Annotated in this window: 11 protein-coding genes; 6 read left to right on the top strand and 5 right to left on the bottom strand. The window is 65.0% G+C overall.

All coding sequences use genetic code 11. The annotated features are described in order from the left end of the window. The coding region (locus U9977_RS13750) for an HsdM family class I SAM-dependent methyltransferase (protein WP_322749644.1) at positions 1-639 on the top strand (639 nt) is incomplete at its 5' end. A 69-nt stretch (positions 640-708) separates the two neighbouring features. Here the strand turns inward: U9977_RS13750 and U9977_RS13745 are convergent. Continuing rightward, positions 709-1,326 (bottom strand): DUF6879 family protein, encoded by a 618-nt coding sequence (locus U9977_RS13745; protein WP_322749643.1) that lies wholly within the window; start codon positions 1,324-1,326, stop codon positions 709-711. 599 nt (positions 1,327-1,925) lie between these two features. On the opposite strand from U9977_RS13745, the gene U9977_RS13740 reads away from it, so the two are divergent. Continuing rightward, positions 1,926-2,540 (top strand): DUF6082 family protein, encoded by a 615-nt coding sequence (locus tag U9977_RS13740; RefSeq protein ID WP_322749642.1) that lies wholly within the window; start codon positions 1,926-1,928, stop codon positions 2,538-2,540. A 228-nt stretch (positions 2,541-2,768) separates the two neighbouring features. Here U9977_RS13740 and U9977_RS13735 read toward each other — a convergent pair whose 3' ends face one another. The 3 genes from U9977_RS13735 to U9977_RS13725 form a co-directional block, all read right to left on the bottom strand. After that, on the bottom strand, positions 2,769-4,541 hold the full coding sequence (locus U9977_RS13735; protein ID WP_322749641.1) for an ATP-binding protein: 1,773 nt from the start codon (positions 4,539-4,541) through the stop codon (positions 2,769-2,771). Between the two features lie 436 nt (positions 4,542-4,977). Then, positions 4,978-5,292, bottom strand: coding sequence for a putative quinol monooxygenase (locus U9977_RS13730; RefSeq protein ID WP_322749640.1), 315 nt, complete (start codon positions 5,290-5,292; stop codon positions 4,978-4,980). Between the two features lie 29 nt (positions 5,293-5,321). Next, on the bottom strand, positions 5,322-6,332 hold the full coding sequence (locus tag U9977_RS13725) for an LLM class F420-dependent oxidoreductase (protein ID WP_416210600.1): 1,011 nt from the start codon (positions 6,330-6,332) through the stop codon (positions 5,322-5,324). Positions 6,333-6,674: 342 nt separating this feature from the next. On the opposite strand from U9977_RS13725, the gene U9977_RS13720 reads away from it, so the two are divergent. The 3 genes from U9977_RS13720 (at position 6,675) to U9977_RS13710 (ending at position 9,795) form a co-directional block, all read left to right on the top strand. Then, a complete protein-coding gene (locus U9977_RS13720) occupies positions 6,675-7,478 on the top strand; it encodes an enoyl-CoA hydratase/isomerase family protein (protein WP_322749638.1) in 804 nt (267 codons plus the stop codon). 124 nt (positions 7,479-7,602) lie between these two features. Continuing rightward, positions 7,603-8,754: a CaiB/BaiF CoA-transferase family protein gene (locus tag U9977_RS13715; protein WP_322749637.1), complete on the top strand. Its 1,152-nt coding sequence runs from the start codon at positions 7,603-7,605 to the stop codon at positions 8,752-8,754. A gap of 102 nt (positions 8,755-8,856) precedes the next feature. Further along, the gene (locus tag U9977_RS13710; RefSeq protein WP_322749636.1) at positions 8,857-9,795 is read left to right on the top strand and encodes an aldo/keto reductase; all 939 of its coding nucleotides are present in this window, start codon (positions 8,857-8,859) and stop codon (positions 9,793-9,795) included. Positions 9,796-9,914: 119 nt separating this feature from the next. On the opposite strand, the gene U9977_RS13705 is transcribed toward U9977_RS13710, so the two are convergent. Continuing rightward, positions 9,915-11,129, bottom strand: coding sequence for an ABC transporter substrate-binding protein (locus U9977_RS13705; RefSeq protein ID WP_322749635.1), 1,215 nt, complete (start codon positions 11,127-11,129; stop codon positions 9,915-9,917). A 531-nt stretch (positions 11,130-11,660) separates the two neighbouring features. On the opposite strand from U9977_RS13705, the gene U9977_RS13700 reads away from it, so the two are divergent. After that, positions 11,661-12,205, top strand: a 545-nt coding sequence (locus U9977_RS13700) for a hypothetical protein (protein ID WP_322749634.1), incomplete at its 3' end; no start/stop codon positions are given.

Below are 12,205 nucleotides of genomic sequence, written 5' to 3'. Positions count from 1 at the left end.
CAGCTCAACTTCGTCCAGCACATCGCGACCGCGCTGGGTATGAATGGGCGGGCGGCGGTCGTCGTCCCCGACAACGTGTTGTTCGAGGGCGGCGCCGGGGAGACCGTACGCCGGCGGCTGCTGACCCAGTTCGACGTCCACACACTGCTGCGGCTGCCCACCGGCATCTTCTACGCCGGTGGGGTGAAGGCGAACGTGCTGTTCTTCGACAAGCGGGAGGCGCGGCCGGGGGCGCCGTGGACGTCCAAGCTGTGGGTGTACGACTTCCGGACCGGAGAGCATTTCACCCTCAAGCAGAACCCGCTGCGCCGCGATCATCTTGATGATTTCGTCGGATGTTACCGGCCGGGTGAACCTGGTGCGGACCGGGTGGAGACCGAGCGGTTCCGCCCGTTCAGCTATGACGGGCTGGTCGCTCGGGACAAGGCCAATCTCGACATCACCTGGCTGAAGGATCCGAGCCTTGACGACGCAGACAGTCTGCTGCCGCCCGAGGTGATCGCCCGGGAGATCGTCGAGGACCTTCAGGCCGCGCTCGCAGAGTTCGCGGCCATCGCCGACTCCCTCGCCACCCGGGCGCAGCGCCACGAGACCGCGCGGGCTGCCCTCGCGGCTGACGACACCCCGGCCGCACCCTGATTCTCAGCCGTCCTGTCCCTGTCCCTGGCCCTGCCGCCCCCCCACCCGACGTTCCGGTCTGCGGGCAGCTCAGCCTCGAGGTGGAATTTCGATGCTCTGTTTTGCGGTGAAGTCATCCAGCGGTATCGACTCTAGTCGAACCCGTTCGCCCATCGCCTTTAGCCGCTTCAATGCGTCGGACGAGGTGGTCAACCATCCGCCGACTTGCAAACCATCGGTTCCGTAGTCGTGAACTAACGCCGCAGTCGCATCGAAGAGCAGGAAATCAAAATAGGAGTGATTTGGAAGCGGTCTGCCGTCATCGGAGAGATCGACTATTTCGATGCTTTCACCGAGGCGGGAACGAACCACATAATTCCATATCTCGAACATCAGGTACTCTGAGAGTGGAAGTTTTACAAGTCTGACTCGAATGAATTGTATGCTCTTCTTCTTTACATCTTCATAAACTTCTCGATCAAACTCTGCTTCGCCTTCGAGAAGGGACTGGACTACGTCGAAATTACCGTGTTGGTACTCGTGCAGAGACCTGGTGTCGGGTTCTTGGTAAGTCTGCCAGCATTCGAATTTCAAAACCCTGGAGCGGACGTCCCGCCAGTACCTGATGAACTCCTTGCCGAATTCTTCCAAATTTAGCCTCGTGGCGCCGGCCAGGGCCCATGCGGGTGGCTGGATCTCATTATTCATCCGGTATGTCACGCTTCGCCCTCAGTAGGACCTCACGGTCGACTCGGACGGTACGTTCCCCTGCTGCACAGTGCACCCCGGGAAGTAGCGAGAGGTCAATGCTGTCCGTAATATCCCAGCCGACAACCGCAAAATCCCCATCGTCCAGCTCGACGACATCTGGGGAGCCACTTGCTCCGGTCGTACCTTCGTCGCCCGCTCTTCCGAGTCTTCTGACGGCTTTGACCGACTTCATTACTCACCTCGTTGGTATCGGCATCACAAGCGATGATCGTATCTGTAGCGCTCATCTCACGCAAGGGAGCTACGAGCACCAGATGTGGGCCATCGCGTGGATCGACGGGGAAGACCGGTGACCTGGATGGTCATCTAGAGTCACTGGTGCTAGCTCAGTGTGACGGGCAGCTTGTCCGACCTCTGGTAATCCAGCCAACGCGCGGAAAGTGCGCTTGACGACCGTGCCAGACAGGCCGCGCATGGCGGCCCCGGCTACTACCGTGACGCACGGGCAGTTGGCCGACGTCAGCAGCCTCCTCCTCGCTCAACACAGATGTCAGAGAGGGCGCGAAAGGCCTGTGGCTGCCAGCGGTCGTCGACACATGGTGTCGATTGTGGTTATGTCCGCCGCTGGTGGACTTTTGATCATCGCGACGACCATCGTGCCGACTCTCATCCTTCTGGCGGTTGACCAGAACACGCTTAACCGATGGTCATTGATCGGCCAGGCAGTGGCGCCGGTCGGCGTCCTGTATTCCGGCCTGGCGCTCTTTGCGATCATATTGACGCTGTTGCTGCAACGAAGAGATCTACATAATCAAGGCGAGGAGCTGGCGATAGCTCTCGATGAGCAGCGACGGAGCAGCGAGATTGCGCTCCGCGCTCTTCATGTCGACCTCATGAAAATGGCACTTGATGATGGGGAGCTGGCTGAAGTATGGCCGCCGCTCGCTCCGGGCGTTCCTGAGACGCGCAAAGATCATTACTGCAACCTGATCTTGAATCTCCAAAAGGTGGCATACGAAGCGTCGACGATTGAAGAAGGCGAATTGCGGGGCGCTCTGGCCTACTTAATGAAGAGCCCCGACATGTATGCCTTTTGGACGAAGTCTCGAGCTACCCGCGTCGAAATCACCCAAGGCGATTATGGAGAAGATTATTTCACTGAAATGGTCGATACCGCATATGCGGCCGCCCAACCCCCGGAAGCGATCTAGTAGATCGCGGAACGAGTCTTATCGACTCCCTCGCCACCCGGGTGCAGCGCCACGAGGCCGCGCAGGCGGCCCTCACGGCCGACGACACCCCGGCCGCACCCTGATTCTCAGCCGTCCTGTCGCCGATGATGCACATAGGCAAAAGAGTGCGCGATCATGGTTCGTTTTGCGCGCCCGGAGGCCCCACATGAGCTGGGGCGAGCCCTGCACCTTCGGTCTGATCACGTCTTATCGGCGGCGGCTGCGGCTGCCGGGCCGTGGAAACGCCGGCCCGGCTTCGTACCTGACGGTCGGTCCGCGGGTCGGCGAGTCCGCGGTCCGTTGGATCACGTCCTTTTCCGCAAGCGAGCGCAGGAGCACGCTTGCCCGCTGGACGCCTACCAGGAACAGGTTCTGGACGGTCTGGTTGGAGATTGTTCCATATTCGCCGAGGTGCGCGACGATACGGCGTTCGACCTCGTCGGAGTCGTTGCGATGGTAGGGCAGCAGCGTGCCCAACTCTGCACGGACACGTTCGCGGAAGCGATACGCGGGCAGCCGGTAACGGCGTGTCTCTCGAATAGGCTCCAGCAGTTCGTATGCGTCGTCGGAGAGCCGTCGGAGAGCCTCGGATGCCTCCTCAACGCTCTTCTGGAGCACAGGAGCGATCTTAACCGCATCGACCGTCGCATGGGACCGAAGGAAATGAACGATCAGAATTGCGTCGGTATCGTCCTGCACGTCAACAGGCAGGCTTGCAATCATGACCGCAAGGCGGGTGACCGGAGCACCACCGTCGAGGACGACCCGGACGTTTCCGCCTCCGCTGGTAAAGACCGGGGGTACATGTCCCGCGCGGATCATGACCCGCACCATCACATCGACACCGGTTCCGGCTCTTTCCGCCAGGCGGAGCACCCGCAACGCCTCGACCAGGCAGCGGTTTCGTGGCTTGGACACATGCGTGAGCAGGTTTTCCTCGGTTACTCCGAACACCAACTCCCCGGGTGATGTCACAACAAGCCGGCTGGGGCTGTGCTCGACGACCACCGGCTCAGGATGCCGGTAATCGCGGTGTGCAAGTGCGTTGACCACGGCTTCGCGCGCGGCCGGGCCGGGAATTGTTTCGAGTTGTTGTTGGACTCCGGAGGGAAGTGTGACAGACGTGGTCTCGTTGATCGCCTCAATATCCCGAAGAAGGTCGGCCAGGGCAACTATCAGAGGAGTCCGATGGACTGCTGGCGGACGAGCAAGGGGACCAGCCGGAGTCCGCCGACGCAGGTACTGGATCGTCGGATCGGCGGCGAAAGGGTGCACGTTACTGAACATCAGGGCGCCGCCCCGCGTGAGATGTCCGTCAGGGTCCAGAACTGCGCATTCACGTAGAAGGTCTGGGACGCTCAGCTCGGCACGTCGGCGGCTCTGCGAGTCTCCTGCCTCGGTGAGCCCACGGCGCGCCTCCTCGACCGCTCGCGGGGAGACGTCGTCGATCCGCAGGTGTGTGGGCTCGGCGGACCAGTCGTATCCGCGACGCTCATCGCGGATGGCAGCTTCCCGGCCAGAAGTCATCGGCTCGCAGGATGTGCCAATCCGTTCGCGGAGTTTCCCACCAGCCCGAATCAGGTCGAAGGCTGTTTCCACGGTGATGAGTAGCAGGCGTGTGCCTTGCGTTATGCGACTTTCAATATCAACTACCAATGGTGGCGACGTGTGTTGCCATATGCGATGACGAAGATCGTCGGTATCGAGGTCGGCGGGCACGCCCACGAGGGCCGTAGGCCCGGCCCGCTCGTCGCGCACGCCAACGATGATCGTTCCTCCCCGGCTGTTGGCCAGACAGGCCGCAGCTTCGGCGAGATCGGCAGCCGCCGCCTTCAGCGGGTCGCGGTCGTTGCCCGCGGGACGCTTGAGCTCCTTGAAGTCGAGCGTCTGCGACTCCAGCTCTCGCGCTTCGCACCCCCCGAGCACCCCGTCGATCGCCCTGTCCGCCTCGTGGCGGAGTTGTTCACGACTCAGAGTCACAACAAGTTTTATATCACCCTGTCAAGGCAGGCTTGTATAAAACTCTGTCGGCAGATCGCGTCACCACCGCGCCCAGGCCGATGGCTGGCAGTGTCCGGGCCTGACGGGCCTGACCAGGCCGGCTTCGGTGAGTTGGTCGGTCCGGTCGGCGACCTCCACCACGTCCATCTCCCTCTTGATCATGTTAATCGTGGGGAGGAATAGGTGGTGATCGATTTCGTCGGGACGCCATCGTGGGGGGTGGGACGCATCGTTTCCCGCCCCGCGAGGCGTCGCCGGTTCGCGGTGGGACGAGTGGAAGGTTGACGTACATTGTCGCCCTGACATGCAGGTCTTTCTGACGTCAGGCTTCCACTCGTCGCGCCGTGGGTGCGGTTGCCGATGGGACCGGACCGGAGCGGACCGGAGCGGCGCTACTTGACCAGTGGCTCCGGGCTCAGGTGGGTAGGCCGACGCCGGCCACCGGATTGAGGATGAAACCCTTGCCCGGCTGCTCCATCAGGGCGTTCAGCCGGCTACCGGCCGCTTTCATGATCGGACCCCTGCCGTGGGCCTTGAATGCAGCCTCGTCCGGGTAGAGCTCGTAGAAGGCGAACGAACCCGGCTTGTCGGCGCGCTGGTGGGAGACGTGCATCAGGGCGGCGGGCTCCTCGATCGTCATGGCCGCGCTGATTTCGGCCAGTATTGCGATCGCATCGTCGATCTTTTCCGGTGGAACCGAGAAGGTGAACATGACCGCGAGAGGTGGCATGGGCCGCTTCCTTCTGGGAGCTGCGAGGTTCAGGAGACCTGGAGGGCGGCCACGATGTCTGGCCACAGCTTCTCGTCGGACGTGTACGGAGTGTTGAGGGTGACCCGTGTCATGACGTCGCCGTAGCGCCGGCGGAGCTCGGGCGCGATGTCGTCGGGCTCGCCCACGACCGCGAAGGCGTTGAGGACATCGTCGTCGATGAGGTCGCCCATCTCGTCCCAGGCTCCCCGCTTGGACAGCAGGTTGAGCTGCTCCTGGAGGCTGCCCCAGCCGTGGACCTCCAGGACGGGTCGGTAGGCGGGCGTCGAGGCGTAGAACGCTATCTGCTTGCGGGTACCGCGCGCTGCGTCAGCCAGCGCCTGCTCGTCGTGGCCGGTGACGACGAAGGGTGCTCCGGCGATGGTGAAGCCGTCGAGCGTTCCGTCAGCGGACTCACGTCCGGTCGTCAGCGCCGGGAGCGTCACCTCCCGCAGAAAACGCTCGGTGGTGAAGGGATGGCAGAGAAAGCCGTCGGCGACCTCGCCCGCGACCTTCGTCATGAGCTCGCCGACGCCCGCGAGGAGCACCGGGGGGCGTCCGTGCGGGTTCGGGCCGGGGTTGAAGAACGGTGTCATGAGTGTGTGGGTGTAGAACTCGCCGCGGAAGTTCAGCTCCGCACCGTCGTTCCAGCAGTCCCAGATCGCCCGGATCGCCAGGACGAGCTCGCGCATGCGGGCGGCCGGTCTGGACCACGGCATGCTGAAACGGCGGGTGATGTGGGGTTTGATCTGCGTCCCCAGCCCGAGCAGGAACCGGCCGCCACTGGCGAGCTGGAGGTCGTTCGCCGCCATCGCCAGGTTCATCGGGCTGCGGGCGAAGGCAACGGCGATGCTCGTGCCGACCTGGATGCGGTCCGTGCCCGCCGCGGCTAGGGCCACGCCGATCAGGGGGTCATGCGCGGTCTCGCCGAGCCAGAGCCCGTCGTAGCCCCGGGCCTGGGCATCCTGCGCCAGGGCTGCCGCTCCGGTCGGATTGAGGATCCCGCCCGCATCGACCTTCACGTGTCCCGTCCCCTCGTCCACCTGGCCACGCCCTGCACGTAGCCACGGCCTGGCTGAGCCGATCTGATCTCTGTCGATCCGACTGGTTGTCGATCAGAATCGGAGGCTATCCCGTTAGAGTTAGACCATCAAACACATTGCACTACCTGAGCGCTGGAGCGTAGCGTCGGCAGCCGCGATCCCGCCGCATCGATCCCCACCCATCCGTTCTGAGGCGTCGGGTCTGACGCGTCGAGTTTGACGCGTCGGTTTGACATGGACGCATTGTCGCCCATGTTGTCGCCGGAGCGCGCAGGTCGTCACCAGGGGCAGGGCCGCCCCGGCTGAAGGAGTGGTGCAGCCTTGGAAACCATCAGTATCGAGGAAGTGGCTCCGCATGTCGCAGTCCTCACCCTCAACCGGCCGGATCGGCTCAACGCGATCACGCTGAAGATGTACGACGAGATCGAGGAGACCGTCGACGCCCTCTCCCGGGACACCTCGACCCGAGTTCTGGTGATCACCGGTGCGGGCCGCGGCTTCTGCTCGGGCCAGGACCTGCGTGACCTCGGCGCCGACCCCGCCGCCTCCGATCTGGGGCGGATCCAGTTCGGGATGGCCTGGCAGGCCCGCGCGTCCCGACTGATCAAGGCCGTTCACGAGCTGCCGCAGGCGGTCATCGCCGCGGTCAACGGCCCGGCCTCCGGCGCGGGGTTGGCCATCGCACTGGCCGCGGACATCCGCCTCGCCGCACGCTCCGCCCGCTTCAACGTCGCCTTCGTCCGGATCGGGCTGTCGGGTGCAGACATGGGCACCAGCTACTTCCTGCCCCGGATCGTCGGGCCGACGGCGGCGGCCGAGATGATGCTGACCGGCCGGCTCATCGACGCGCCGGAGGCCAAGGACAACGGTCTTGTCCTGCGGGTCGTCGACGACGGCACGGTGGTGGACGAGGCGGTGTCGATCGCTTCGGCGATCGTGGCCAACAGTCCGTTCGGAGTCCGGATGACCAAGCAGGTGCTCTGGAACAACATCGACGCCCCGAGTCTCGACGCCGCCATGCAGGTGGAGAACCGCACCCAGATCCTTGCCAGCCTGACCGAGGACTGCCGCGAGGCCGAGGCGGCCTTTCTCACCAAGCGCGCCCCCGTTTTCAGTAACAAGTGAACACGTGACCCGTTACAAGAAGTGATCTGTTACAACAAGTGACGGTTGACAGTGTGACCGTGCCACCTCTGGTGGACGGCACTGACAAGCAGACAACCAGACAAGCAGACAAGATGGGCGTGCCATGGTCGAGAAGCAGGTGACCACATCCGGCGGACCATTGCGTGGGGTACGCGTCGTGGAGCTGGCCGGTCAGGGGCCCGGACCGTTCGCGGCGATGCTGCTCGCCGACATGGGGGCGGACGTCCTCTCGGTGGATCGGTCGCCCGAGACCAGGGTGGAGCTGGCGCCCGCGCTACTCGCCCGCGGCCGGCGGACGGTGACCGTCGACCTGAAGGATCCGGCCGGGGTGGCCGCGGTGCTCGCGCTCACCGACGCCGCGGACGCCTTCATCGAGGGTTACCGTCCAGGCGTGGCCGAGCGGCTCGGTGTCGGCCCCGATGTCTGCCTCGCTCGCAATCCCGGGCTCGTCTACGGGCGGATGACCGGCTGGGGCCAGGACGGCCCCTATGCCCGCAGCGCCGGCCACGACATCAACTACATTGCGCTCGCCGGCGCGTTGGACCCGATCGGTCGGGAGGGTCAGGCACCGGTCCCGCCGCTCAATCTGGTCGGCGACTTCGGCGGCGGCGGAATGCTGCTCGCTTTCGGCGTGATGTGCGCGTTGTTCGAGGCGAAGGCGTCCGGCCTCGGTCAGGTCGTCGACGCGGCGATGGTCGACGGGGCCGCGCTGCTGATGATGATGACGCATGAGATGCGCGCGGCCGGGCAGTGGGACGGCCCGCGGGGCACCAACGTTCTGGACACCGGCGCGCCCTTCTACAACGTCTACGAGACCGCGGACGGCCGTTATGTCGCGGTCGGCGCGATCGAGAACAACTTCTACCGCACGTTGCTGGAGCTGGTCGGCCTCGACCCGGTGGATCCGGCCACGCAGTGGGACAAGGCCGGCTGGCGGCCGATGAAGGCCAGGCTCGCCGAGGTGTTCAGAACACGGACCCGGGACGAGTGGTGCGCGCTGCTGGAACATACCGACGCCTGCTTCGCCCCGGTGCTGTCGATGGACGAGGCGCCCTCGCATCCGCACATCGCCTACCGCGAGACCTTCACCGACAGCGGGGGAGCGGTGCGCCCGGCGCCCGCCCCACGTTTCAGCCGCACACCCGCGTCCACTCCGCCCGGCCCGGTCGAGGCGAGCCTCGACGAGGCGCTGGCCGCCTGGGGCGTGGCTGTCGGCCCATCAGCTGGGCCAGTTCGCCGCGCCGGGCTCGGGTAACGACCCCGGCTGCCCGGCGACGCCGCGTCCCCTATTGCCGGTCGCTCTAAGTGGTCGGCGCCGACCACTAAGTGTTTATAAGCGGATTGCGAAGGAGTGGGAATGCGTACCCGAAGAATCGGCAGCCTGGAGGTATCCGTCGTCGGGTTGGGTTGTAACCAGCTCGGCACCACCTGCGACGAGGCCCGGACCGCAGCGATTCTCGACACGGCCGTCGACAACGGCGTGACCTTCCTCGACACCGCTGACGAGTACGGTGCCGGCGCGTCCGAGGAGCTGCTCGGACGTCTGCTGGCCGCACGTCGTGACAAGGTAGTGATCGCGACGAAGTTCGGGTCGACCTACGGCGCGGCGCCCGGTGACGGCGGCGCGAGCCCCCGCTGGATCACGGCAGCCGTCGAGGCGAGCCTGCGGCGGCTGCGTACCGACCGGATCGACCTCTACCAGTTGCATTTCCCCGACCCGACCGTTCCGATCGAGGAGACCCTCGGCGCACTGGACGTGCTCGTCCAGGCGGGCAAGGTCAGGGAGATCGGCTGCGCGAACGTGGGAACGGCCCAGATCGACGAGGCGGCGCGCGCCGCAAAGGACCACGGCCTGCGGCCGTTCGTCAGCGTGCAGAACCGGCTCAACCTGTTGCGGCCGGAGGCGCTCGCCGACACCGTGCCGGCCGCGAGTGCCCATGGTATGGCGTTCCTTCCGTTCTTCCCGCTCGCGTCCGGCGTTCTCACCGGCAAGTACCGCCGGGGGCAGGCTCCGCCCGAAGGTACCCGCCTCGGGGACCATGTAGCCCCTGATGTGGTCGGGAAAATCCTTTCCGACCGCACGCACGATCGTCTCGATGCCTTCGAGAAGCTGGCCGGCCAGGACGGGCACAGCCTCCTGGAACTGTCGATCGCCTGGCTGATCGCGCAACCGGCGGTGGCGTCTGTCATCGCCGGTGTGACCTCACCCGCGCAGCTTCTCGCCAATGTCGCCGCCGCCGAGTGGGAACTGAGCGAGGACACCGCGGCCTCGGTGTCGGCGCTCGCCCACGGCTGAGCTCCGTGGCGCGTCCGGCAGGGGCTCCGGACGGTGCCCGCCTCGGACCTGGGGTGCCAGGGGCGGTGCCGGCCAGGTGCCGGCCAGGTGGGGATTCGGGCCGGGTGGCGTGTGCCCGGTCAGGACGAGTTGCCGCACAGGGGTGCTGTTGACAGCACGTTGAAGTGAGCGCCGTCCGGGCTGACCTGGACGAAGTAGTTACAGGGGTTCTGGCGGACCGCACTGGTGAGGTCGACTGGTGCCAGCAGGCCGCCGGCGGTGTACTGGTTGACCTTGTTGAGTCCGGTGATGAAGCCGTGCCGGGTCGGGCAGCTGCCGGCTGCCTGTACGCCTTGGATGAACATGTCGGCCGCTATCCATCCGTCGAGCGCCATCTGCTGGTTCGGCGGCTGTATCTGCGGAGCGTACTCGATCATCCCCTGTAGAAAGGCTCGGTGTGCCGGGAGGTTGAGCTCAAAGGGCGCAGAGTTGACGGCGATGATACCGCCGGCGAGTTTGGAACCCCATCGGTTGAGCTGGTTGGGGTCGTAGCCGCGCGTCCCGATCCGTACTTTGAGCGGTACGCCGGCCTGCCCGGCCGCGTCAAGAACGGACGCGTACACCTCCGGCGCGGAACTGATGATCAGAGTGTCGGCCTTCAGTCTTTTAATCTCCCGCCCGATGGCAGCGAAATTATCGTTGGGCCCGGAGACGTCGTGGGCATAGACGACATTGATGCCGGACGCGGCCAGGCTTTCGATAACGGCATTTTTCTGCTGTATCGACACCGGGTCGAACTGGACGCCGAGCACGGCCGCGTTGGTGCCACCATGGTCGCGGACAAACCTGGGCCAGGTGGTCTCCGGGAAATAGGTGGTCACGGTGAAGACGTTGTCGTAGCTCGCCTGACCTGCGCTGAGCGCCGCAACCGCCGGGATCCCCTGATTCTGCAGCCAGCTGCTGGTGTCGTCACTGGCGGCGAGCTGAACAATCCCGAAATCCTGTTCCTCGTTCACCAGGTTGCGGACCACGACAAGGTTCTGCTCCGGCCGGTTCTGGTCGTCGGCCCAGGCGTATGTCAGGTGGCGGCCGTTCACCCCGCCGCGTGCGTTCTCCGTCCCGATACGGGCGTCCACGCCGGCACGAAACGGCAGCAGCGTTGCGTTCGTTGTCCCGGTGTCCGGGTAGACAAGTCCGAACTTGAGCGTGTCAGCACTCACGCCCGGGTCGGCACACAGTTTCGCGGCATCCGCAGCCGAGTTCTTGCTTGATCCTCCGCAGCCGACCAGTAAACCTAACGCGGCGACTCCGGCCAGCGCGATTCCGCGACGGCCACGGAACATGGAACGTGGCATCGGTGCACCTCTCCTTCTATCCTGGTAGGCCTATTGAGATGATCTTAGGGTCTTCCCGTCCAGGCGGGTTGGCACGCTTTGTTGTCGGCCGGTCACCGGTCCTCCCGGGATGTCCGACCGGCCCGGCCGCTGCCCGTGGTCGCCGTGGTTCGGCGTCTGGCTGGGTTGTCATCGAGTGCTGCTCTGCTCTTCCGATTTTTCTGGTGAGTGGCTACTGTGGCCCTTTTCGCTGCCAATCTCAAGAAACACCGTTGAACGCTGCCGGCGCGGCGGGACAAGGCAGGCGGTTCCGTGGTACGGCAATGGCCGTGCCATGCCCCTGTCACGGCGCACCCGAGTATGACAAGACACCGAATACCCAATTCAGTTCACTTGAAGGACAACGTGAAGACACGAAATTCTCTCTACTTGAACAATAATTGTGGCGGGCTCGCGGACCTTGCGCGAATTTTTACCAGGTCACGGTTAGGTCGGACCCGGAGGCACAGCGGGTTACGGTTGGTCGCGGGCGCCGCGACGGCGGTCTTTCTTGTGACCGCATGCAGCGGAGGGGCGTCTGACGGGGGGAGTGGTGGCCAGACCGGGACGTCCGGTGACGCGCTGATCGCGGCCCAGGCCGCCCAGGCCGAGGTGTCGAAGGTGCTGCGCAACCCCAGCGGCATCCTGCTCGACGCACCGCTGTCAAGGACGCCGCCCACAGACAAGATGATCGCCGTAGTGGACAGCCCGACCGGCACGGGCCACGTGAAGAACCAGGGCGTTGTCGATGGCGCGCGGGCGCTCGGGTGGCGGGCCGAAGTGATCCCCGTGGGCACGGGCGCCGAGGACGCGGCGGCCGCCTTTGACAAGGGGCTGGACATGCACCCTGATGCCGTCGTCTTCGCCGGTACCCCGGTGGCGCTGCTGAGCAAGCAGCTTGCCAGGGCCAGGGCGCTGAACATCCCCGTCCTGGCGGACAGCATCACCGACCCGATCCAGCCCGGGCTCATCTCGACGTCCCTGGACGGCGCGCCCCAGGTGGCAGAGTACGGCCGGCTTGCCGGTACCTACGTTGCGGCCACGAGCCGGGGCAAGGC

It is taken from the genome of Protofrankia sp. Cas8 (genome assembly GCF_963555845.1).
Lineage (GTDB): Bacteria > Actinomycetota > Actinomycetes > Frankiales > Frankiaceae > Protofrankia.
Note: the sequence above shows the minus strand (reverse complement) of the source record. Positions and strands in the feature narration are given on the sequence as shown.

Coding starts and splice junctions, on each gene's coding strand:
- U9977_RS13745 (WP_322749643.1), bottom strand. CDS start 1,326: ATGAATAATGAGATCCAGCCACCCGCATGGGCCCTGGCCGGCGCCACG.
- U9977_RS13740 (WP_322749642.1), top strand. CDS start 1,926: ATGGTGTCGATTGTGGTTATGTCCGCCGCTGGTGGACTTTTGATCATC.
- U9977_RS13730 (WP_322749640.1), bottom strand. CDS start 5,292: ATGCCACCTCTCGCGGTCATGTTCACCTTCTCGGTTCCACCGGAAAAG.
- U9977_RS13715 (WP_322749637.1), top strand. CDS start 7,603: ATGGTCGAGAAGCAGGTGACCACATCCGGCGGACCATTGCGTGGGGTA.
- U9977_RS13710 (WP_322749636.1), top strand. CDS start 8,857: ATGCGTACCCGAAGAATCGGCAGCCTGGAGGTATCCGTCGTCGGGTTG.
- U9977_RS13705 (WP_322749635.1), bottom strand. CDS start 11,129: ATGCCACGTTCCATGTTCCGTGGCCGTCGCGGAATCGCGCTGGCCGGA.